Origin of the sequence: Rhodovulum iodosum, from assembly GCF_041020385.1 — a bacterium.
In the GTDB taxonomy this organism is placed as follows: Bacteria; Pseudomonadota; Alphaproteobacteria; order Rhodobacterales; family Rhodobacteraceae; genus Rhodovulum; species Rhodovulum iodosum.
The window spans coordinates 853643-873872 of record NZ_JBEHHI010000002.1; the positions used below are offsets into that span (position 1 = coordinate 853643).

The 20230-nt window shown below is 68.8% G+C and carries 23 protein-coding genes; 6 read left to right on the top strand and 17 right to left on the bottom strand.

What is annotated here, in order from left to right; translation table 11 throughout:
• Nucleotides 1–97 precede the first annotated feature (97 nt).
• The 5 genes from Ga0609869_RS13215 to Ga0609869_RS13235 all read left to right on the top strand — a co-directional run bounded on the left by Ga0609869_RS13215 (nt 98) and on the right by Ga0609869_RS13235 (nt 5648).
• Nucleotides 98–1288, top strand: coding sequence for a phosphoglycerate kinase (locus Ga0609869_RS13215; protein WP_125405117.1), 1191 nt, complete (start codon nt 98–100; stop codon nt 1286–1288).
• A gap of 146 nt (nt 1289–1434) precedes the next feature.
• Nucleotides 1435–1737 (top strand): FtsB family cell division protein, encoded by a 303-nt coding sequence (locus Ga0609869_RS13220; protein ID WP_125405114.1) that lies wholly within the window; start codon nt 1435–1437, stop codon nt 1735–1737.
• Between the two features lie 170 nt (nt 1738–1907).
• Nucleotides 1908–2918, top strand: a complete 1011-nt coding sequence (gene pdhA / locus Ga0609869_RS13225; protein WP_125405111.1) for a pyruvate dehydrogenase (acetyl-transferring) E1 component subunit alpha — start codon at nt 1908–1910, stop codon at nt 2916–2918.
• A gap of 14 nt (nt 2919–2932) precedes the next feature.
• Nucleotides 2933–4318 (top strand): pyruvate dehydrogenase complex E1 component subunit beta, encoded by a 1386-nt coding sequence (locus tag Ga0609869_RS13230; protein ID WP_125405108.1) that lies wholly within the window; start codon nt 2933–2935, stop codon nt 4316–4318.
• Nucleotides 4319–4331: 13 nt separating this feature from the next.
• Nucleotides 4332–5648, top strand: coding sequence for a pyruvate dehydrogenase complex dihydrolipoamide acetyltransferase (locus Ga0609869_RS13235; protein ID WP_125405105.1), 1317 nt, complete (start codon nt 4332–4334; stop codon nt 5646–5648).
• Nucleotides 5649–5882: 234 nt separating this feature from the next.
• Here the strand turns inward: Ga0609869_RS13235 and Ga0609869_RS13240 are convergent, their stop codons facing one another.
• Together Ga0609869_RS13240 and cysE are read right to left on the bottom strand one after the other, a co-directional pair.
• Entirely contained in the window at nt 5883–7091 is a 1209-nt protein-coding gene (locus Ga0609869_RS13240) for a permease (RefSeq protein WP_125405102.1), read from the bottom strand.
• Between the two features lie 149 nt (nt 7092–7240).
• A complete protein-coding gene (cysE, locus tag Ga0609869_RS13245) occupies nt 7241–8065 on the bottom strand; it encodes a serine O-acetyltransferase (protein ID WP_125405099.1) in 825 nt (274 codons plus the stop codon).
• A gap of 84 nt (nt 8066–8149) precedes the next feature.
• On the opposite strand from cysE, the gene Ga0609869_RS13250 reads away from it, so the two are divergent.
• Nucleotides 8150–8485 (top strand): TraR/DksA family transcriptional regulator, encoded by a 336-nt coding sequence (locus tag Ga0609869_RS13250; protein WP_438826878.1) that lies wholly within the window; start codon nt 8150–8152, stop codon nt 8483–8485.
• Here the strand turns inward: Ga0609869_RS13250 and Ga0609869_RS13255 are convergent.
• From Ga0609869_RS13255 to Ga0609869_RS13325, 15 genes are all read right to left on the bottom strand, one after another.
• The gene (locus Ga0609869_RS13255) at nt 8469–8777 is read right to left on the bottom strand and encodes a DUF7742 family protein (RefSeq protein WP_211336804.1); all 309 of its coding nucleotides are present in this window, start codon (nt 8775–8777) and stop codon (nt 8469–8471) included. The two genes, Ga0609869_RS13250 and Ga0609869_RS13255, sit on opposite strands and share 17 nt — an antisense overlap.
• A 7-nt stretch (nt 8778–8784) precedes the next feature.
• Nucleotides 8785–9495, bottom strand: coding sequence for a DUF2793 domain-containing protein (locus Ga0609869_RS13260; protein ID WP_125405096.1), 711 nt, complete (start codon nt 9493–9495; stop codon nt 8785–8787).
• Nucleotides 9488–13399, bottom strand: a complete 3912-nt coding sequence (locus Ga0609869_RS13265; RefSeq protein ID WP_125405093.1) for a baseplate multidomain protein megatron — start codon at nt 13397–13399, stop codon at nt 9488–9490. Before Ga0609869_RS13265 ends, Ga0609869_RS13260 begins: the two co-directional genes overlap by 8 nt.
• Nucleotides 13400–13412: 13 nt before the next feature.
• On the bottom strand, nt 13413–13835 hold the full coding sequence (locus tag Ga0609869_RS13270) for an NlpC/P60 family protein (RefSeq protein WP_125405091.1): 423 nt from the start codon (nt 13833–13835) through the stop codon (nt 13413–13415).
• Complete coding sequence (locus Ga0609869_RS13275; RefSeq protein ID WP_125405089.1) at nt 13832–14719, bottom strand: phage/gene transfer agent baseplate hub protein; 888 nt, start codon at nt 14717–14719, stop codon at nt 13832–13834. Before Ga0609869_RS13275 ends, Ga0609869_RS13270 begins: the two co-directional genes overlap by 4 nt.
• Nucleotides 14716–15348 carry a DUF2460 domain-containing protein gene (locus Ga0609869_RS13280; RefSeq protein ID WP_125405086.1) on the bottom strand — a complete coding sequence of 211 codons (633 nt, stop codon included), beginning with the start codon at nt 15346–15348 and terminating at the stop codon, nt 14716–14718. The genes Ga0609869_RS13275 and Ga0609869_RS13280 overlap by 4 nt, the downstream gene beginning before the upstream one ends.
• A gap of 12 nt (nt 15349–15360) precedes the next feature.
• Entirely contained in the window at nt 15361–16014 is a 654-nt protein-coding gene (locus Ga0609869_RS13285; RefSeq protein ID WP_125405084.1) for an RcGTA-type gene transfer agent tail tape measure protein, read from the bottom strand.
• Between the two features lie 3 nt (nt 16015–16017).
• Nucleotides 16018–16212: a rcc01693 family protein gene (locus Ga0609869_RS13290; RefSeq protein WP_125405081.1), complete on the bottom strand. Its 195-nt coding sequence runs from the start codon at nt 16210–16212 to the stop codon at nt 16018–16020.
• Entirely contained in the window at nt 16199–16531 is a 333-nt protein-coding gene (locus Ga0609869_RS13295) for a GTA-gp10 family protein (protein ID WP_125405078.1), read from the bottom strand. The genes Ga0609869_RS13290 and Ga0609869_RS13295 overlap by 14 nt, the downstream gene beginning before the upstream one ends.
• Nucleotides 16531–16944, bottom strand: coding sequence for a phage major tail protein, TP901-1 family (locus Ga0609869_RS13300; protein WP_125405075.1), 414 nt, complete (start codon nt 16942–16944; stop codon nt 16531–16533). Before Ga0609869_RS13300 ends, Ga0609869_RS13295 begins: the two co-directional genes overlap by 1 nt.
• 19 nt (nt 16945–16963) lie before the next feature.
• The gene (locus Ga0609869_RS13305; RefSeq protein WP_125405072.1) at nt 16964–17374 is read right to left on the bottom strand and encodes a DUF3168 domain-containing protein; all 411 of its coding nucleotides are present in this window, start codon (nt 17372–17374) and stop codon (nt 16964–16966) included.
• Nucleotides 17371–17709: a head-tail adaptor protein gene (locus Ga0609869_RS13310; RefSeq protein WP_125405069.1), complete on the bottom strand. Its 339-nt coding sequence runs from the start codon at nt 17707–17709 to the stop codon at nt 17371–17373. Before Ga0609869_RS13310 ends, Ga0609869_RS13305 begins: the two co-directional genes overlap by 4 nt.
• Nucleotides 17706–18308 carry a head-tail connector protein gene (locus tag Ga0609869_RS13315; RefSeq protein ID WP_125405437.1) on the bottom strand — a complete coding sequence of 201 codons (603 nt, stop codon included), beginning with the start codon at nt 18306–18308 and terminating at the stop codon, nt 17706–17708. Before Ga0609869_RS13315 ends, Ga0609869_RS13310 begins: the two co-directional genes overlap by 4 nt.
• A 144-nt stretch (nt 18309–18452) precedes the next feature.
• Nucleotides 18453–19640 carry a phage major capsid protein gene (locus Ga0609869_RS13320; protein WP_125405067.1) on the bottom strand — a complete coding sequence of 396 codons (1188 nt, stop codon included), beginning with the start codon at nt 19638–19640 and terminating at the stop codon, nt 18453–18455.
• A gap of 1 nt (nt 19641) precedes the next feature.
• A complete protein-coding gene (locus Ga0609869_RS13325; protein WP_245972259.1) occupies nt 19642–20226 on the bottom strand; it encodes an HK97 family phage prohead protease in 585 nt (194 codons plus the stop codon).
• Nucleotides 20227–20230: the final 4 nt, after the last annotated feature.

Below are 20230 nucleotides of genomic sequence, written 5' to 3' on the forward strand. Positions count from 1 at the left end.
GAAGGGAAGCCCAAAGCCGGGGGCTGCAGTTGACGGGCGGGCGGCGAATGGGTCAAGTGGCGCGCGAATGGATTTCCCGCGGAGGAGTACGGACGGAATGGCCTGGAAAACCCTCGACGACATGGATCTTGCCGGCAAGGTGGTTCTGACCCGCGTCGATATCAACGTGCCTGTCGACAACGGCAAGGTGACCGACGCGACGCGCATCGCGCGGATCGTCCCCACCGTGCGCGACATCCTGGCGAAGGGCGGCAAGCCGGTGCTCCTGGCCCATTTCGGCCGGCCCAAGGGCGAGGTGGTGCCGGAGATGAGCCTCAAGGTCACCCTGCCCGCGCTGGAAGAGGCCTTTGGCCGCGGCGTGATCTTCGCCGAGGATTGCGTGGGCCTTCCCGCCAAGCAGGCAGTGGCCGCGCTGAGCGAAGGCGACATCCTGCTGCTTGAAAATACCCGCTTCCACGCCGGTGAAGAGAAGAACGACCCGACGCTCGCCGCCGCCATGGCCGCGCTGGGCGATGTCTATGTCAACGACGCGTTTTCCGCCGCGCACCGCGCGCATGCCTCGACCGAGGGCATCGCCAAGCTGCTGCCCTCATGCGCGGGCCGCAACATGGAGGCCGAGCTGACGGCGCTGGAAGGCGCGCTGACCGCGCCCGAGCGGCCGGTGGTGGCCGTGGTGGGCGGCGCCAAGGTCTCGACCAAGCTCGATCTGTTGGGCAACCTCGTGGGCCGGGTCGATTACCTGGTGATCGGCGGCGGCATGGCCAACACCTTTCTCGCGGCCCAGGGCATCGACGTGGGCAAGTCGCTGGCCGAGCATGACATGACAGGCACGGCGAAGGAGATCATGCAAAAGGCCGACACGGCCAACTGCAAGATCGTGCTGCCCGTCGACGTCGTAGTGGCGCGCGAGTTCAAGGCCGGCGCCGAGAACGAAACCGTGGCCGCCGACGCCTGCCCCGCCGACGCGATGATCCTCGATGCGGGGCCGAAGACGGTGGAAGAGGTCGATGCGGTGTTCGGCAAGTGCAAGACGCTGATCTGGAACGGCCCGCTGGGCGCCTTCGAGATCCCGCCCTTCGACACCGCGACCAACGCCGCTGCCAAGAAGGCCGCCGACATGACCAAGGCCGGCACGCTGGTCTCGGTCGCCGGCGGCGGCGACACGGTGGCGGCGCTGAACGGCGCCGGCGCGGCGGACGATTTCAGCTATATCTCGACCGCCGGCGGCGCCTTCCTGGAATGGATGGAAGGCAAGACCCTGCCCGGCGTCGCCGCGCTGGAAGGCTGACCCCTTGGGGGCGCGGGCGCGCGGCGCCCGTGCCCGACCTTTCGTCCGAAAAATAAGGGCTTTCGGACGAAAGGGGATTCACAACCCGAATCACTTGTGCGATGGTTTGCGGAGGCGCCCGTCAGAGGCGTTTCGAGGCAGATCGCATGAGCAGCACCCGCAAGCACCCCGCGTTAGGCGCGGTCCTTTACGTCGCCGTCATCTTCTCTTTGGGGATGTATTTCACCTTTGCCGCGGTGCAGGGTGATTTCGGCCTGTTCCGCCGGGTTCAGATCGAGGCCGAGGCGCAGTCGCTGCGCGCCCGCCATGCGGCGCTGACGGCCGAACTCGAGGTGATGCGCAACAAGACGCACCGGCTGTCGGACGACTACCTCGATCTCGATCTTCTCGACGAACAGGCGCGCAGCGTGCTGGGCCTGGTGCGCGCCGACGAGATCGTGATCCGCTGAGGCCCCGCAACCCGGCGTCGTGCACAAAATCCTTGGTGGAACGCGGTTGCAGCATCCCCGGCCGCGTTCGGCGGCCGCGCCACGCCCAGAAACCCCCTCGCATTCGCGCCACAGGTCTGATACAGATTGTTTAACGTTAAACCATTTGCCGCGCAGGGAGGCGCTGCCCGATGGCCACGCGAAAATCGACCGCGAAACCAAACATTTCCAAAGAAGAGCTGCTTCAATACTACCGCGATATGCTGCTGATCCGGCGATTCGAGGAAAAGGCCGGCCAGCTTTACGGCATGGGTCTGATCGGCGGCTTCTGCCACCTCTATATCGGCCAGGAGGCGGTCGTCGTGGGGCTCGAGGCCTCGGCCGACGAGGGCGACAAGCGCGTGACCTCTTACCGCGACCACGGCCACATGCTGGCCTGCGGGATGGACCCCAAGGGCGTGATGGCCGAGCTGACGGGACGCGACGGCGGCTATTCCAAGGGCAAGGGCGGCTCGATGCACATGTTCTCGAAAGAGAAGCATTTCTACGGCGGCCACGGCATCGTCGCGGCCCAGGTGCCGATCGGCGCGGGCCTTGCCTTCTCGGACATGTACAAGGGCACCGATCGCGTCACCTTCATCTATTTCGGCGACGGTGCCGCGAACCAGGGCCAGGTGGCCGAAACCTACAACATGGCCGAGCTTTGGGACCTGCCCGCGGTCTTCGTGATCGAGAACAACCAGTACGCCATGGGCACCTCGGTCAAGCGCGCAACGAAAAGCCCCGATTTCTGGGAACGCGGCGCCGCCTACGGGATCGAGGGCGAGGCGGTCGACGGGATGGACGTGCTCGCGGTCAAGGCCGCCGGCGAAAAGGCCGTCGCCCACTGCCGCGCCGGCAAGGGCCCCTATATCCTTGAGATCATGACCTATCGTTACCGCGGCCATTCCATGTCGGACCCGGCAAAGTACCGCTCGCGCGAAGAGGTGCAGAAGATCCGCGAAGAGCGCGACGCGATCGAGCATGTGCGCGAGCTGATCCTGCAGGGCAAGCACGCCAGCGATGACGATCTCAAGGCCATCGACAAGGACATCAAGGCGGTCGTCAACGAGGCCGCCGAATTCGCCAAGGAAAGCCCCGAGCCCGCGCTCGAAGAGCTTTATACCGACATCTACGCCGACGTCGCGCCGCAGAACGCCTGAGGGAGGAGACGCAGATGGCCACCGAAATCCTGATGCCCGCCCTCTCGCCCACCATGGAAGAGGGCACGCTCGCCAAGTGGCTGGTGAACGAGGGCGATACCGTATCGGCCGGAGATATCCTGGCCGAGATCGAAACCGACAAGGCCACGATGGAATTCGAGGCCGTCGACGAGGGCACGCTGGGCAAGATCCTCGTGCCCGCCGGCACCGAGGGGGTGAAGGTCAACACCCCCATCGCCGTGATGGTCGAAGAAGGCGAGGATGCCGAGGCCGCCGCGGCGAAGGCGCAGGAGGCCGCGCCCGCGGCCGACGCGGCCGGCAAGGCGGCCCCCGACGGGGGCTCCGCGCCGGACGCCCCCCCGGCCGAACCCAAGGCCGCCGCCCCCGCGCCCGAGCCGGAGGTGCCCGAGGGCACCGAGATGAAATCCACCACCGTGCGCGAGGCGCTGCGCGACGCCATGGCCGAAGAGATGCGCCGCGACGACACTGTCTTTCTGATGGGCGAGGAGGTGGCCGAGTACCAGGGCGCCTACAAGATCAGCCAGGGCCTGTTGGACGAGTTCGGCGCCAAGCGCGTGATCGACACGCCGATCACCGAACACGGCTTCGCCGGGCTCGGCGTCGGCGCAGCCTTTGGCGGCCTGCGCCCGATCGTCGAGTTCATGACCTTCAACTTCGCGATGCAGGCGATGGACCAGATCATCAACTCGGCGGCCAAGACGCTCTACATGTCGGGCGGTCAGATGGGCTGCCCGATGGTGTTCCGCGGCCCCAACGGCGCGGCGGCCCGCGTCGCCGCCCAGCACAGCCAGGATTACGCCGCCTGGTACGCGCAGGTGCCGGGGCTCAGGGTGGTTCAGCCCTATTCGGCCGCCGATGCCAAGGGCCTGCTGAAAACCGCCATCCGCGACCCCAACCCGGTGATCTTCCTCGAAAACGAGATCCTTTACGGCCGGTCCTTCGACGTGCCCGCGCTGGACGATTTCACCGTCCCCTTCGGTAAGGCCCGGATCTGGCGCGAAGGGTCCGACGTGACCATCGTCAGCTTCGGCATCGGCATGACCTACGCGCTGGAGGCCGCCGAGGCCCTGGCCAAGGACGGCATCGAGGCCGAGGTGATCGACCTGCGCACGCTCAGGCCCCTCGACACCGCGACCGTCATCGAAAGCGTGAAAAAGACCAACCGCTGCGTAACCGTCGAAGAGGGCTGGCCGGTCTGCTCGATCGGCAACCACATTTCGGCGGTGCTGATGCAGGAGGCCTTCGACTGGCTCGACGCGCCGGTGATCAATTGCACCGGCAAGGACGTGCCCATGCCCTATGCGGCCAACCTCGAAAAGCTGGCGCTGGTGACCACCAAGGAGGTCATCGAGGCCGCCCGCCAAGTGACCTATCGCTGAGGAGGCGCGCGACATGCCCACCGAAATCCTGATGCCCGCCCTCTCCCCCACGATGGAGGAAGGCACGCTGGCCAAGTGGCTGGTGAAAGAGGGCGACACCGTGTCGGCCGGCGACCTTCTGGCCGAGATCGAGACCGACAAGGCCACGATGGAATTCGAGGCCGTCGACGAGGGCACGCTGGGAAAGATCCTCGTCGAGGCAGGCACCGAGGGCGTGAAGGTCAACACCCCCATCGCCGTGATTCTGGAAGAGGGCGAAAGCGCCGACGATATCGACAGCGACGCCTCGGCCCCCGCCCCGAAACCCGCGCCGGAGGCCGAAAAGGCCGACGCGGGCGGCAAGGCGGCCCCCGACGGGGGCTCCGCGCCGGCCGCCGCGCCGCCAGCACCCGAGGCCAGCGACGGCTCGCGCATCTTCGCCTCGCCGCTCGCCCGCCGGATTGCCGCGGAAAAGGGGCTCGATCTAGCGCAGATAGCAGGCTCCGGCCCCCGCGGCCGCATCGTCAAGGCCGATGTCGAGACCGCCAAACCCGCTGAGGCGTCGCAGCCCTCCGCCGCGGCCCCGGCCGCGTCCGGCGCTGCTGCGCCGATGCCGGCCGGCCCCGACGCCGCGGCCGTCGCCAAGATCTATGCCGACCGCGACTACCAGGAGATCGCGCTCGACGGCATGCGCAAGACCATCGCCCAGCGCCTGACCGAGGCCAAGCAGACGATCCCGCATTTCTACCTGCGCCGCGACATCCGCCTGGACGCGCTGCTCGACTTCCGCAAGACCCTCAACAGCCAGCTCGAGTCGCGCGGCGTGAAGCTCTCGGTCAACGACTTCATCATCAAGGCCTGCGCGCTGGCCCTGCAACAGGTGCCCAAGGCCAACGCGGTCTGGGCCGGCGACCGCATCCTGCAACTCAATCCCTCGGACGTGGCCGTGGCCGTGGCCATCGAGGGCGGGCTCTTCACGCCGGTGCTCCGCGATGCCGAGGCGAAAACCCTCTCGGCGCTGTCCGCCGAGATGAAAGACCTCGCCGCCCGCGCGCGCGACCGCAAGCTCGCGCCCCACGAATACCAGGGCGGCAGCTTTGCGATTTCCAACCTGGGGATGTTCGGCATCGACAATTTCGATGCCGTCATCAACCCGCCCCACGGCGCGATCCTCGCGGTCGGCGCTGGTGTCAGAAAACCCGTGGTGGGCGAAGACGGCCAGCTTGCGACGGCAACCGTCATGTCGGTCACTCTCAGCGTCGATCACCGCGTGATCGACGGCGCGCTCGGCGCCGAGCTGTTGCAGGCGATCAAGGACAACCTGGAAAACCCGCTTTCCATGCTGGTTTGATCCGCCGCGGCGCGAACTGCCGCAGGGCGCCCGCGGATCACGCGGCGCGCCGGGGGAAAACGGGCATCGGGGACGCCCTACGGACGGGGCGAACGACCTCGCCCTGCGCCGCGCTCCCATGAAAGAGTGCTGCGCGATGCAAAGAGCGGCGTGCGAACGCTTTTCGGGGCCCGATCACACCTCGCGCACGCCGGGCGCTGATGTCCGGCACCGGCGCCCCAAGGCCGACCCCGCTCACGTGATGAAAACGGCCAGCAGCAGCCCGGCACCGAGCCAGGCAAAAGCGGCGAGCGCCAGCCAGTAAAGCACCCGATCGATGGCACCGCCGTGGTCGTGATCGTGTTGATGCTCGCCCTTCGCGCCGGGCGCAGCGGCGAGTGCCGCGAAGGCAAGTGTCACAAGGCCGAACCCGAGATTGAAAAAGAACGTATGGTCGAGTGAAAACCGCTCTTCGGGCTGCATCAAGCCGTGGCCTTCCGGCGTTGGGGTAAGGCCGAAAAGCTGGAATCCGAAATGGATGACCAGCGCCGCCGCGATCAGCGCCACAAGAAACACGCCGGCGATATAAAGCGCCATCTTCCAACCATAGAACCGGGCATGGACCCGGATAACCGGCAACACCACAAGGTCGGAAAAGATGAACGCCATCACGCCGGCCACGCTCACCCCGTTGGCATAGAGAAGACCGGCCAGTGGAATATTGCCCATTGACCCGATGAAGGTCATGAAGGCAGCCACGGGCCCGATCACCGCATGCTGCACGGCCTGCCACGCGGTCGGATCCACATCCGCACCGGTTCCCGGAAAGAGCCAGGCGAAAAACGCGGGCGGTACGAAAACGGCGATCATGCCCGCCACGGTGAAGCCCACCGTGACATCCTTCCAGACCATCTGCCATTCACCGAAATAGCGCCGCGCCAGCAGCCGCCACACGGCGAGACCGTGAAACAGCTCGTTCAGCCGGTGCCGCGTGTCCTCGTGGCCCGCCTCGACCCGTTGGCGCGCATCCTCGATCAGCCGCCGCGGCCGGGTCAGCCGGACCACCCCCCACATCAGCAGGATCAGCACCAACCCGCCCACATATTCGCCGACCACGAACTGCCAGCTGAGAAATGCCAGGATGATGATCCCCAGTTCGATCACCAGGTTGGTCGAGGCCAGCAGGAAGGCCATCGCAGGCACGAAACCGGCGCCCTTGGCAAACAGCGCTCGCGCGGTGGCCAGCGCCGAGAAGCTGCATGAAGAAGAAATGAAGCCGAAAACCGTGCCCAGCGCGACGCTACGCGCCCCGCCGGTGCCCATCGCCTGGCGCATCCCGTCGCGGCTGACGAAGACCTGGATCGCCGCACTGATGGCATAGCCCAGTGCAAAGGCCCAGAACGCCGTCCAAAAGAAGCCTGCCGTGGTCAGGGCGGCGTCGCCCCAAAGCTCGAGAAATCGCATGAAAGGCTGCTTTCTCAGGCGGGCCCCGCACGGGAGCCCGCCGATTTTACCTGGTTGCGTTTCTCAGGCGAACGTTCGTGGCCTCTAAATGTTCCCCGGCCATTGCTTTGCAGCGGCAATCGTTCGGGGCCGAAAGCCCCGCGGTGCACTCAGGTCTCGGTGCAGCCGCAATCGCGTCCCAGCCGGTGATCCATCTCGACCGAGGGTTGGGCGCAGCCCGCCTCGCCCACGATCCTGGCCGGGACGCCCGCCACGGTCGAGTTGGGCGGCACATCGGCCAGCACCACCGACCCCGCCGCGACCCGCGAGCAGCGGCCGACGGTGATGTTGCCCAGCACCTTGGCGCCGGCACCGATCAGCACGCCGTGGCCGATCTTGGGGTGGCGGTCCTCTTCCTCTTTGCCGGTGCCGCCCAGCGTCACCGAATGCAGCATCGAGACATTGTCGCCCACCACCGCCGTTTCGCCGATGACGATGGAATGGGCATGGTCGATCATGATTCCCTGCCCCAGCCTGGCAGCCGGGTGGATGTCGACGCCGAACATTTCCGACACGCGCATCTGCACGAAATAGGCCATGTCCCGCCGGCCCTGCATCCACAGGTGATGGGCGACGCGATAGGCCTGCAACGCCTGGAACCCCTTGAAGAACAGGATCGGCTGTATGTAGCGGTGGCAGGCCGGGTCGCGGTCGTAGACGGCCATCAAGTCGGCGCGCGCGGCCTTGCCGAGCACCGGTTCGGCGGCATAGGCCGCATCGGCGATCTCGCGCAGCAACTGCTCGGACATCTCGCCCGAAGACAGCTTCAAGGCAAAACGATAGGCCAAGGCACTGGCAAAGCCCTCGTGGTGCAAAAGGCTCGAATGCATCAGACCGCCCAAAAGCGGTTCCTGTGCGACGGCGGCTTCGGCCTCGTCGCAGATGCGCTTCCAAACCGGGTCCAGTTCGGTCAGGCGGGGCTGTGTCTTGGCCATGGCGCGTCCTTTCATTGCATGGCGAGATTACACTACATAGGAGTCAAAGGCCAAGATCTACGCCCAACGCGCGAGGTTGTGACCGTGACAAACGAAGAGATTGCCACCTTTCGCGCCATGCTTGAGCAGATGCTGCGCGATCTGGAACAGGATAGCCTTCGCGGCGCCGAGGGCACCGAGACGGTGATACTCGATCAGCAATCGGTGGGCCGGCTCAGCCGGATGGATGCGTTGCAGCAGCAGGCGATGGCCAAGGCCACACAGGCCCGCCGCGCCGGACAGGCGACGCGCATCCGCGCCGCGCTGGCCCGGATCGAGGAGGGCGAGTTCGGCTATTGCACCGAATGCGGCGACGAAATCGCCCATGGCAGGCTCGACCTCGACCCGACCACCCCGACCTGCATCAGCTGCGCCCGCTAAGCCGCGCCTTCTGGTCCCGCCACTCGGCGATGGCCGCAAACACAAGCGACAGGCAGCGGCAATAGCCCGCGTCGTCGAGCGCGGGCTCGGGCGGCAGCGGCCGGCCGCGCGCCAGCGCCATGAGCGACCCGTCGCCCCAGCGCGGATGGGAGCGGCCAAACCGCTTGCGATAGGCATCCGCCGCCCCGGCCCGCGCCAGCATCGCGGTGATCGCGCCCGCGCGCGCGGCCTCGGGCAACGGCATCAACGCCAGCGCCGCGGCCACCGCGTCGCCATGCAAAACAGGCCGCATCGGCGCCTCACAGGTCGGGCAGGCTCAAGGCGCAGTAATGCACCGCCAGCCGCACCTTGCCGCCGGCGAATTCTCCGCCCTCCGGCGTCAGCGTCAGCGGCAAGGGCGCGTAATGGGTCAGCGGCGCGGACAGCGTCCCGATCGCGTAGGACCCCACGGCCAGCCCCATGCCGCTGCCAAAGCGGTTGTCCGACCCGTCCGCCCCCAGCCGCCACGAGGTCAGTGTGCCGGTGATCTCCTCGCGCACGCGGCCCGTCACCCCGAACACCATCGCATGGCTGGGGATCGCGGGCCCGGTGTCCTGCGCGCCGCCGGCCACGATGTCATGCTCGATATCCAGCGTCTCGAACCGCAGTCCCGCCCCGAACACCCCGTGACCGGTCAGCCCCCGCACCCAAAGCGCCCCGTCGAACACCGCCGGCCCGCCCCGGTCCAGGACCCAGGCGCGCCAGCCTGCAAGGGGCTGCACAAACACCCAGCCGCCGTTGTCGGCAATCGCCACCCTGCCCTGCTGGCCCTCCCAATCGTTCACCGCACCCGCCGGCACGCCCCAGGCATCGCCGTCCGCCGGCGCCACCGGCGGCGTCGTCTCTTCCACCGATTGCAGGCGCAACTGCACCAGCGCATCCAGCCGCAGCAGCGCCTCGTTTACCGTCACATGTTTTTGCGCCTGCGCTGCCTGCACCAGCGGCAATTGCAAATTCGCCGTGTCACTCATCGATCTCGATCCTCCGATAGGGCCCGGGCCCGTAGCTGTCCGATATCTGCGCCACCTCGATGGAAAAGGGCGGCACGGCGCCGTCGGCGGCCTGCATCCCCGCGCCATAGCTCCATTCCGGCACGCCCACCTGCGCCTCGCGCAAGATCGCGCCCTCGCCCGAGACCACGCGCACCGCATAGGTCTCGCGCCCCTCGCCCAGCGGCACCTCGACCCCTTCCCAGCTATCGCCGTCGATCCGCGTGCGCCGCACCCAGCCCAGCGCGATGGCCCCGTCGGCCCGTCGCGCCGCGCGCAGATGGCAGGGCGCGTAGGGCCTCAGCCCGATGCCGCGAAATGCCTCGCTCCGGTGCCGGTAGGACGGGTCGTCATAGGGCCTCCCCGCCGGGCCGATCCGGTAATGCCGCTCCAACCCCCGCGCCGACAGCGGCACGTCGATCTGCCTGGGCCGGCCGTCGAGCAGGGCAAAGAGGCTGCCCGCCGGCCAGGCATCGGGCATGACCGCCTCGCTGCCCGCCTGCCCCCTGAGCCTGAGCCGCAACTCGTAGGTCGAGGGCGCCACCAGCTCGGCCTGGGAAAACTGCAACACCTCCCAGTTTTCCGAGGTCCCGTCCCCGATCGCCGCCGCGTTTGCGCCCGCCAGCACCTCGGCCATCTCGGCCGAGCTCAGCGCCCCGGAAAAGACCTTCACCCGCAGCGCCGGCCCCCGGTCCCAGCGCCCCGGCTCGGCCCGGTAAAGCGGCGTCTCGGTCCGCCCGATCACCGCGCCCGCCCGCAGCGTCAGGTTCGGCCGATAGCCGGCATCGCTGACGGCGCTGTAAACGGCCACGCTGCCCGGCCAGGGCACGGCGGCCACCGCCAGATGCGGCGCATGGGGCACCTCGTCGCCCCTGAGCAAGGGCAGGTCGAGAAACAGCGGGTAGACCGGCACGGGCGGCACGAAGGGGGCCAGCGCCACCCGATCTTCCACGGCGTCCGAGGGCACATAGACCCCGCGTTCCACCCGGACCGCCTCGATCGCACGCCCGGTGCCCTGCTCCACCCGGTCGACCCGGTAAAGCGCCTCGCCCGCCTCCGAGGGCAGGCGCAGCACGTCGCCCGCCCCCAGCGCCAGCGCCGAAGGCGCAAGGGCAAAGCGCGCCGTGTCGCGCGCCACCCGCGCCTCGGCCAGCCAGCGCTCGACAATGGCCCGCCCCTCGCCGCCACTCAGCGCCAGCGGAAACTCGGTGGCGGCCACGGTTAGGCTGTCCTCGTCGGGAAACACCGCCTCGGCCACCCGCGTCTGGAAATCGCCTTCGGCCTCGACATAGCTCAGCCGCACCCGCCCCGCGGTCTCGGCCTCGGGGCTGCGCACCAACTCCAGATCGGCGCCTTCTTCGGACTCGACCAGCCGGGCCCGGTCCACCGCCCCGTCCGCCCGCCCTGTCCGGTTGCGGAAAACGATCTTCCCCTCCCGCTCCGCCGCCTCCACGCCATAGGCCAGCATCAAGGGCTGCAAATCCGCCCGGCCCTCGCTCAACCCCTCCAGCGCATAGCCCCGAACCAGCCCGTAAAGCTGCGCGACATCCACCGCCGGCACCCCCGCCCTGCGGCAGATTTCGTCGACCACCGCGGCCAGGCTCTGGGCCGACACGCGCCCGTTGATCCAGTGCCCGCGGGCGTAGTTCTCGCCGTCGGCCCAGAGATCGGCCAGCGCCGGAAATTGAGGATAGGGCCGCGAATCCCAGGCCCAGACATGGGCGCGGGAGAGGTCGATCATCGGCCCGTCATAGACCTCAGACACCGGGTTCACCCCGGGCTCGGCCCAATAGCCCAACATCGCGCGCAGATATTGCGCCTGGATCAGATCGTCTCGCGCCCCGCTGGAATATTTCGGCAACGCGCTTTCCGAGGATTTCGGGTCGACAAACTTGTTGGGCTGGTTGGTGCCCTTGTCGATGGCGCCGCAACCGAGCTCGGTAAACCAGACCGGTTTCGACTGCGGCTCCCATGGCGTGGGCGTGGCCTTGCGCACGCCGCCCACCCGCTCGTAATGGTGGCTGCCCCACCAGTTGCGGATATCCTTGTAGCGCCAGACCCACGGCTCTTCATAGGCCCCGTCGGTAATCGGCACACGCCGCTGCGCCACCTCCGCCTCGTCCGAGGGGTAGAACCAGTCGTAGCCCTCGCCGCCCTCGATATTGGCGCGCAGGTAGCCTGGCGCATATATCGAGCCCCACGACGCGTCGGCATGCTCGTCCCCGTCGCGCCAGTCGCTGAGCGGCATGTAATTGTCGATGCCGATGAAATCGATGTTCGGACTGGCCCAAAGCGGATCGAGATGGAAGTAAAGGTCGCCCGACCCGTCCTGCGGGTGATAGCCGAAATATTCCGACCAGTCGGCGGCATATCCGATCTTCGTCTCGTCCCCGAGGATCGAGCGCACGTCATCAGCCAGCCGCACCAGTTCCGTCACCGTCGGAAAGCCGCCGCCCGCACCGCGGATCTGCGTCAACCCGCGCATCTCGGACCCGATGCAAAACGCCGACACGCCCCCGCCCGCCACGCAGAGATGGGCATAATGCAGGATGAAGCGGCGGAACGACCAGCCGTCGCTGCCGGTATAGGATACGCCCTCCGGCCCCGCCTCGAACTCGTCCGGGGCGGCGGTGCCGAAAAACACCGCGACCTGCGCATTCGCCTCTGCCGTTCCATCGGGCGAGCCCTCCCGCCCCGGCGCTGCCGACAGGGTGATCCGCCCCCGCCAGGGCAAGTGCGGCTGGTCGTCCGCCCCGCTCCATGGGTCGGCCAATCCGTTGCCCTCCATCTGCTCCATCAGGATGAAGGGGTAGAACATCACCTCCTGCCCACCGGCATTGATCTCGGCAATCGCCTCCATCACCGCGCGGTCGGTGGGCGTGCCGCCATAGACCACGCGGTCGTCCAGCGTGGCCAGCGTCTCGGCCTCCCCGCGGGCCAGCCCCGACACCTGCCAGGGCATCTCCTCGCCATCGACCTCGGTCTGCTCCACCTTGGGGCGCACCCGGCACTGCCCGCAGCGCAGGTCATCGCCGAACCAGCTCACCACCAGCGAGATCGAGCGGCACCGGGGCAGCTCGGCGCGCAGCTGCTCCAGCGACGTCTGGAAATCGGTCAGCCCCGAGGGTGCGTTCAGATTGGCCGCACGATAGGCCCCCGGCCCCTCGGCATAGTTCACCGGCGTCGTGGCCAGCGCGTATTCCCCCGTGCCGGGGATCAGCGCCACACCCTGCACCTGCCGCGCCAGATCGGGCACCTCGCTGTCGGCCGCACGCACCACCTCGAAGGAAAACTGCGGTACCCGGTTGCCGAAACGCGAAAGGTCCAGATCCTCGATCACCACATAGGCAAGTCCCCGATAGGCCGGCACCTGCCCCGCCCCCTCGACGGCTTCCATCTTCGGATCGGGCAACTGGTCGACAGAGCCCGTATAGACACGCATGTTCAGCCCGGTCGGGGCGATCTCGCCGCCGTCGGCCCAGACCCGCCCCACCCGCCGGATTTCGCCCTCGCAAAGCGCAATCGCCAGGCTCACCGAGTAGCTGTAGTCGCGCACCTCCGGGGCCGAGGGCGCACCCTTGCCGCCGCCCCCCGAGGTGGTGACGGTTTCCAGAAAGCGCGAGGCCCAGATCACGTGGCCGGCCAGCCGCACCCGGCCCCAGCACTTTCCCACCGGCGCCCCCTCGCCCGCGCCGGTCAGGCGAAAGCGATCGACACGACCGGTCTTTACCGCCTCGGACCCCGTGCCCAGAAGCTTCTGGTCGATCACCCGGCCCAGGGTCGCGCCCATCGCGCGGCCCACCACGACGCTGGACAGCCCCAGCACCGAGCCACCCATAGCCGCACCGGCCGCCGCGCCGACGGCCGAAAGAACGATTGTCGCCATGGTCTGTCCTTCCTCAGGGAAACGCGAAGCGCGCCACGATGCGCCGCGCCCAGGGGCCGGTCAGCGGGCTTTCCACCACGCCGTGCCCCCAATAGGCATGTACGAATGTCGGGTGCGGGCCGGTCTCGCCCTGCACGCCCAGATGCTTGGCCACCCCGCCCGCGCGCATTCGGAACAGGATCACGTCGCCGGGCGCGGCCTGGCCGAGAGGTTTGTCGATCAGATGCCGCCGGGCGGCGGACCATAGCCGTTCATCGCGCGCAGGCTCGGACCAGTCGGGCGTGTAGGCCGGCACCGCCTCGGGCTCGGCCCCGTAAAGCGCGCGCCACACGCCGCGCAAGAGCCCCAGACAATCGGCCCCGGCGCCCCTGGCCGAGCCCTGGTGGCGGTAGGGCGTGCCGATCCAGCCCCGCGCCTCGGTCAACGCCCGGCTCACGCCCGTCGGCTCCCGCCGTCGTTGGTCCCGTCGCTCACCGGGTAGACCATCAGCCAGTCTTCGCCCGGCAGATGCGGAAAGCCTTGGAAGTTTATGAAATTGCAGAATTTCACCCGGCAGGTCTCTGCCCGCTTGTCGCACCCCGCCTCCAGCCGCAGCATGTCTCCGGGCACGACCTCGGCCCCCAGCGCCTGCCACAGCTCGACAACACGGGCCGCGCCGTCTACCCGGTCGTTCTTGATCAAACCGACCAGCCCCTGAGCCGCGCCCGACAGCACCCTAAGCCGCCCGGCCTCGAAAAACCGGGGCGAGAACCCCGCGAACCCGGCAAAACGGAACACTTGCGCCCCCGCCACCTCTTCCGCCATCCGTTCCGAGGAATACCCCGGCGCGCTCAGGTCCACCCGGCAGCGCCCATCGCCCAGCACAGCCGAACAGGGCCGCTGATAAGCCCGCCCCTGCACCTGGTTCAGCGCCTCGGCCAGTCCGCGCAGTTCGGCCTGAAAGGCCGCGCCCCGCCGGGTGATCTCTCCCAGCGTGCCGCGAAACTGCTCCACCCGCTGATCGGAATCGGCCCAGTTCACCAGCCAGGCACGCACCTCGGCGCCGTCGTAGCGCCCCGCTGCAATCTCTTCTTCGCGCAGGGCCTCGGCGGTCAGCGCGCCCACGGCCTCGGTATTGTCCACCGACAGCCCCGTGGTCTGGCTCAGCGCCCGTGCCGTCAGCCCGCTCTCGGCGCGGAACAGCACCCCGCCAAAGCGCAAATCCCGGTCGTGATCGGTAAAGCCCAGCACCACCCCGTCGCGCCGCGTCACAGCCCAGGCCCGGCACAGCGTCGTGGCCCCGGTTTCAAGATGCGCCTGCAAGCCCTCCGGCACACTCATACCCGCACCTCCACCACCGGCACCTGCGGCGCGTCGCCGGTCTGGAAGCTGGCCACCGAGGTCTGGATGCTGTCCGTATCGAAGCGCACCGGCACGTCGAACTCGAACCCGGCCGTCACCTCGGCCCCGATATCGGGCGCGTCGACCAGGCTCACCAACCCGGTCGCGGCATCCACCGTGAAATGCACCGTTTCGACCAGCGCCTCGCCGTCGAGGCCGATCCGCACGCTGCCCGCCACCGGCTTGACGATGGGCCGGGCATAGCGCACCCCGCCCGAGTGGTAGGTCTTGATGAGCTGAAAATCGCGCGTCGCGCCGTCGCCATGGGCGATGATCTGGTCGTCGAACGCCACCTCCCGCGACGGGCGGCACGACTTGTAGTCCGACCAGTCCTTCCAGCGAAATCCGTAGAGCTGCCCCCGCCGTGCCTCGAAAAACGCGATCAGCGTCTCGATATCGTCGAGCGAACGCAGCCCGACCCCGGCGTCATAGCGCCGCCGCGCATCGGCCCAGGGCGTGTTGCGCTCCTCGAACCCGTTGGCCAGGGTGACGATCTCGGTGCGCCGCTCGGGCCCGCCGACCGAGCCAAAGCTCAGATTGGCCGGAAACCTAACCTCGTGGAATGCCATATTTCTCTCCCCTCAGCGGTTTCGCTGGCCGCGCGCCAGCGCCCGGCCCATTTCGGCGGCGATCTGGCTCTGGCTGCGGCGAAAGCCCTGCACGTCGGGCGTGGTGACGTTCATCGTCACATGCACCTGCCGCCCCGCGCCCGCGCTGGCCACCCCCAGCCGCCCGTCGGCCCCGCGTGCCAGCGGCAAAATGGCCTCGGGCCCCGCCTCGCCCATCAGCCCGGTCGCGCCCCGCATCGGAAAGGTGCGTGCCTCGCGCACCACGCCGCCGCTGGCAAAGGGCACCACGCGCCCTTGGGTAAAGGCCGCCCCCTTTGCAAACGGCACCGCGGCGCTCACCAGCCCCTCGATGCCACCCGCGATCAAACCGCCCAGGTGGTTCTGCACCGGCCTCACTGCCGCCGAATAGGTCGCGTCGAGGATCGACCGCGCCAGCCCGCGCATCGCCTCCGACGCCTTCACCCCGTCAAAAACCAGCCCGTCGAAGGCCCCCCGCAGCCCCCGACCGATCGAGCGCGACAGCGTTCCTACCTCGCGGTTGGTCAGCGTCAGGCTTTCGCGCATCCCTGCCAGTTCCGCCGCAAAGGCCGCAGCCACGCCCCGCGCGCCGCCCATCGTGTCCTCCAGCGCGTCGATCTGCGCCTCCAGGTCGTCGATATCCGTCATTTCTCAGCCCTTTTCGGAAATATCCGGGAAGGCGCGCGCCAGTTCGTCCAGCCGCGCCCGGCTGATCGGCGGCGGCCCCGCCCCGACCCCCAGCATCAGCATCAATTCCACCGGCGTCAGCGCCCAGAACTCGGCCGGTCTCAGCCCCAGCCCCGCGATCCCGGCGCGCATCAGCGCCGGCCAGTCAAAGCGCGTCATCGCCCGCCCCCGGCGTGGCGAAGGCGCGGGCCAGCAGCATCGCCGCCGCCCGCGCCGCCGCCCCCGGCCCGCCGCCGATCTCGGCCGCGGACAGCTCGGCCGCACTGCCCTGCCAGCCGCCGCCCCTGAGCCCCGCAAGCAGCAGCGCCAGCACATCGCGCACCGAAAACCGCCCCTCCTCGAACCGCTCGATCAGCGCGACCAGCGTGTCTGCCTCCAGCGCCGCCTCCAGCTCGGCCAGCGCGCCCAGAGTCAGCTTCAGCACGTGGCGCCGGCCGTCCAGCACCAGCACCACCTCGCCCGCGTATGGGTTCGCCATCACAGCGCGGTAAAGCTCAGCGCGCCGGCCGAGGCGAGGCTCAACTCATAGCTGGCCTCGCCGTTATGGCTGCCGGCATACTCGATCGAAGACAGTTGGAACGGCCCCTGCACCACCCCGAAATCGGGAATGATGACCTGAAAATCAGGCGTCTCCCCGTCGAAGAATATCTGCCGCGCCCGCTCGTCGGTGCCCGCGTCCTTGAATACGCCCGATCCGCTGATCGAGGCCGTTTTCACGCCCGCGCCAGCCAGCAATTCGCGCCAGCCCCCCGCCGATTCCAGGCTGGTCACGTCCACCGTCTCGGCGTTGAAGCCGATGCGCGTGGCCCGCAGCCCCGCGATGGTCTCGAACTGACCGTCGCCGGTCATGTCGAGCTTGATCAACAGATCCTTGCCGTTCTGCGCCGTCATTGTTCCATTCTCCGCTAAATCAGTCGTCCGAAACCCGCGCGGCAAAGCGCAGGTCGATCCGGCGCCCGTCGCCCGCGCCCACGCGCTTCGCCCGCGCCCGGTCGAACCACAGCCCAACAAGGTGCCCCCGGTCGAGGCTCAGCGCCGCACCGGTCAGTGCGTCGGCCACGGCCTCCGCCGCCGCTTTGGGCGCCTGAAACCCCGCCGCATCGCTGATCACGCTGACCGTGAACCGGTGCAGCGCGCCCGCGCCCGTCATGTCCGATGCGTCGCGCACGTCCTCGGCGCCCAGGCTGACATAGGTGCCCGGCACAGGCCCGGGCGGCAGCGCGTCATAGATCGCGCCCCCCACCAGCGCCGCCAGCGCCGGATCGCCGGCCAGCCGCGCGTAAACGGCCCTCTGCAAGGCCGACGCCTGGCCATAGCTCATGACGCCACCTCCTCTTCGGCGAAACAGGTCAGGTAACGGCCGCGCCTGTCGGCCTCGGCGACCGCGCGGATGAAAAACAGCCGCCCGCCCTCGCGAAACCGCTGCCCGGCCACAGGGCGCGACGGCGCCCCCTCGGGCGCCCCGCGTACCACGATGCGGTGGGGCACGCGGGCCAGCGCAGTCTCCTCGCCCGACCGCTCGCCCCCCGTCCGCGGCGTCACCTCGGCCCAGAGCGTGCCGCGCGCCACCCAGGTCTCGGCATAGCCGCCGGCCCCGTCGGCCACCCGCTCGGGCGCCTCCAGTACCAGCTTGCGGCCCAGTACCGGGGGGCTCATCGCACACCCCCCCCCGCCAGGATGCGCACCGTGCGCCAGCGCTCGACCAGTTCCATCACCCCAAACGGCATGCCGCCATCGCCCAGCGCCGCTTCGTGGCGATGCTCGTGGTAATGCGCCGCCAACAGCATCACCGCTTGCGCCAGATCGGCCGGCACCTGCGCCCAGTCGGCGCCGAACCCGGCCTCGAAGGCGATCTCGGCCGAGCCGCCCAGCGGCACCACCGGCAAGGCCCCGCTGACCGCGGCCAGCTGCGGCCGATGCGTGTCGCGCCTGAGCACATACGTGTCGGCATCGACCGGATGCACCTCGCCGGCCCGGTCCAGCAGGACCACCGACAGGATCGCCGTGACAGGGGCCACCGGCAGCGCCTGCCGATCCGCCTCGCGCCAGGCGTCGACCGCAAAGGTAAAGCTGCGGGCCAGCAACGCCTTGCCCGTGCGCGCCTCCACCGCAGCCAGCGCAGCCCTCAGCAGCGCCTTGAGCACCGCGTCCTGCGCGCCGTCGTCGGCAAACCCCGTCCCCAGGCGCAAATGCTCCCGAAACCGGTCCACCGGCAGCGCCGCGTCGGGCACCGGGCCTTGCTCCATCACTATCATCATCGCTCTCCGAGCACCTCCGGAACACATCAAGAGCGCGCGCCGGCCCGCCCCGCCCGGGCGGAGGCAGCAACTGGACCGGGGCGGCAAACCCCGGCGCGCGCCAGACCGCACCCCGACGGGCGCGGCCATCGCGGCGGCCGGTCAGACCGCGGCGAATTTCAGCAGCTTGATCGCGGCGAAATCGCTCACATCCCCGCCCACGCGCTTGGTCGCGTAGAACAGAACGTGCGGCTTGGCCGAGAACGGGTCGCGCAGCACCCGCAGGTCGGGCCGCTCGGCGATGGTGTAGCCGGCGCGGAAATCGCCGAAGGCGACGGCCACCGCGCCCGCGGCGATGTCGGGCATGTCCTCGGCGATCAGCACCGGATAGCCCATCAGCCGCGCGGGCTCGCCCGCGGCCATGCCGTCGGTCCACAGGAAGCGCCCGTCGGCATCCTTCATCTTGCGCACCGCGCCCGCGGTCTTCGAATTCATCACGAAGCTCGCATTGGCGCGGTATTCCGCCCCCAGCGCATAGACCAGATCGAGGATCGCGTCGGCCGGCGAGATCGCGTCGAAATCGCCGTCGCTGCCGGTGGCGATATAGCCGAGATTGCCCCAAGACCAGGACCCGTCGGCCACCTGCGGATGGCCCAGCAACCCCTTGGGCTTGTCCACCCCGTCACCGGTCAGGAACGCCGCCGCCTCGGCGCGGGAAAACTTGTCGGCAATCCGCGCGGCAAGCCATCCCTCGATGTCGAAGGCACTGTCGTCCAGCAGGCGCTGGCTGGCCTTCGGCATCGCCGACAGCTCGTGCAGCGGGATCGTCACCCGCTCGATCTGCGGCGTGTCGGTCTCCACCTGGTTGGCGGTCTCGCTGGCCCAGCCCGACCCGATATCGGAATGGTCCACCAGCACGTCGAACGAGGTCGCCTCGACGCTCACCACTTGCGCGATCGAGCGGATCGAGGCGGTGGAATGCAGCACGCCCTTGATCGTCTCGGCGGTCTCGGGATCGACCAGATAGCCGCCATCGGACCCCACGCCGCTGGACAGCGCCTTGCCCTCCAGCTCCAGCCCGCGCAGGCCCTCGTCGTCGCCCGAGCGCAGATAGGCCGCAAAGGCCTTCTTGTGGGGCGCCTCTGCCGCAGCCGCGCTCGACAGCGCCGGGCGCCCGGCGATTTGGGTTTTCCGATCCAGCATGGTCAGTCGCTCTTCCTGTTTTTCAAGCCGTGTTTCGATGTCGCCCTGAAACGTCCTGAAATCGCTCAGGAACCCGTTCAGCGCCCGTTTCACTTCCAGCGCCGGCCCATCGTGGCCCGGTGCCTCGTTCCTCTCGGTCTCGCTCATCTCACCTTCCCGTCTGATTGCGGGGCTCAACGCCCCGGCCCAACGCGCGCCGCGCCTCGTCAAAGGCCGCCGCAATGTCGCCCGCCCAGGCATCGGGGACCGGCTTGGCCTTGCTCCCCACCCGGGCCTGCGACAACATCGGGAAGGTCACCAGCGACACCTCCCAAAGCTCCAGCTCGCTGAGCAGGCGCCGCCCGGCGCCGTCGCGTGCCGCGCGCCGGGTGCGATAGCCGATCGACAGCCCGTCGATGGCCCCCGCCCCGATCAGCGCCGCCGCCTCGCGCCCGCGGGCCAACTCGGTCAGCAGGCGGCCCTTCACGAACAGGCCCCGCCCGTCCTCGCGCACCTCGTCCCACACGCCGATGGGCTCACCCGGATCGTGCTGCCACAGCATCTTCACCCGCCGTCCAGCGGACGCCAGCGCTGCCAGCGAGGCCCCGTAGGCCCCCGCCTGCACCACGTCCCCGCCCTGGTCGGCCGCGCCAAAGAGCGATGCATAGCCCTCGATCACCGCGCCCTCGCCGATGGCGAGCGGTGCCTCGGGGGCGCAGAACTTGCGTTCCAGCCCCATGTCGGTCTCGTTCATCCCC

What these genes read in the sequence shown, in the direction of transcription:
- Ga0609869_RS13215 (WP_125405117.1), top strand. Translation starts at nt 98, where the DNA reads ATGGCCTGGAAAACCCTCGACGACATGGATCTTGCCGGCAAGGTGGTT.
- Ga0609869_RS13220 (WP_125405114.1), top strand. Translation starts at nt 1,435, where the DNA reads ATGAGCAGCACCCGCAAGCACCCCGCGTTAGGCGCGGTCCTTTACGTC.
- pdhA (WP_125405111.1), top strand. Translation starts at nt 1,908, where the DNA reads ATGGCCACGCGAAAATCGACCGCGAAACCAAACATTTCCAAAGAAGAG.
- Ga0609869_RS13230 (WP_125405108.1), top strand. Translation starts at nt 2,933, where the DNA reads ATGGCCACCGAAATCCTGATGCCCGCCCTCTCGCCCACCATGGAAGAG.
- Ga0609869_RS13235 (WP_125405105.1), top strand. Translation starts at nt 4,332, where the DNA reads ATGCCCACCGAAATCCTGATGCCCGCCCTCTCCCCCACGATGGAGGAA.
- Ga0609869_RS13240 (WP_125405102.1), bottom strand. Translation starts at nt 7,091, where the DNA reads ATGCGATTTCTCGAGCTTTGGGGCGACGCCGCCCTGACCACGGCAGGC.
- cysE (WP_125405099.1), bottom strand. Translation starts at nt 8,065, where the DNA reads ATGGCCAAGACACAGCCCCGCCTGACCGAACTGGACCCGGTTTGGAAG.
- Ga0609869_RS13255 (WP_211336804.1), bottom strand. Translation starts at nt 8,777, where the DNA reads ATGCGGCCTGTTTTGCATGGCGACGCGGTGGCCGCGGCGCTGGCGTTG.
- Ga0609869_RS13260 (WP_125405096.1), bottom strand. Translation starts at nt 9,495, where the DNA reads ATGAGTGACACGGCGAATTTGCAATTGCCGCTGGTGCAGGCAGCGCAG.
- Ga0609869_RS13265 (WP_125405093.1), bottom strand. Translation starts at nt 13,399, where the DNA reads ATGGCGACAATCGTTCTTTCGGCCGTCGGCGCGGCGGCCGGTGCGGCT.
- Ga0609869_RS13275 (WP_125405089.1), bottom strand. Translation starts at nt 14,719, where the DNA reads ATGAGTGTGCCGGAGGGCTTGCAGGCGCATCTTGAAACCGGGGCCACG.
- Ga0609869_RS13280 (WP_125405086.1), bottom strand. Translation starts at nt 15,348, where the DNA reads ATGGCATTCCACGAGGTTAGGTTTCCGGCCAATCTGAGCTTTGGCTCG.
- Ga0609869_RS13285 (WP_125405084.1), bottom strand. Translation starts at nt 16,014, where the DNA reads ATGACGGATATCGACGACCTGGAGGCGCAGATCGACGCGCTGGAGGAC.
- Ga0609869_RS13290 (WP_125405081.1), bottom strand. Translation starts at nt 16,212, where the DNA reads ATGACGCGCTTTGACTGGCCGGCGCTGATGCGCGCCGGGATCGCGGGG.
- Ga0609869_RS13295 (WP_125405078.1), bottom strand. Translation starts at nt 16,531, where the DNA reads ATGGCGAACCCATACGCGGGCGAGGTGGTGCTGGTGCTGGACGGCCGG.
- Ga0609869_RS13300 (WP_125405075.1), bottom strand. Translation starts at nt 16,944, where the DNA reads ATGACGGCGCAGAACGGCAAGGATCTGTTGATCAAGCTCGACATGACC.
- Ga0609869_RS13305 (WP_125405072.1), bottom strand. Translation starts at nt 17,374, where the DNA reads ATGAGCTATGGCCAGGCGTCGGCCTTGCAGAGGGCCGTTTACGCGCGG.
- Ga0609869_RS13310 (WP_125405069.1), bottom strand. Translation starts at nt 17,709, where the DNA reads ATGAGCCCCCCGGTACTGGGCCGCAAGCTGGTACTGGAGGCGCCCGAG.
- Ga0609869_RS13315 (WP_125405437.1), bottom strand. Translation starts at nt 18,308, where the DNA reads ATGATAGTGATGGAGCAAGGCCCGGTGCCCGACGCGGCGCTGCCGGTG.
- Ga0609869_RS13320 (WP_125405067.1), bottom strand. Translation starts at nt 19,640, where the DNA reads ATGAGCGAGACCGAGAGGAACGAGGCACCGGGCCACGATGGGCCGGCG.
- Ga0609869_RS13325 (WP_245972259.1), bottom strand. Translation starts at nt 20,226, where the DNA reads ATGAACGAGACCGACATGGGGCTGGAACGCAAGTTCTGCGCCCCCGAG.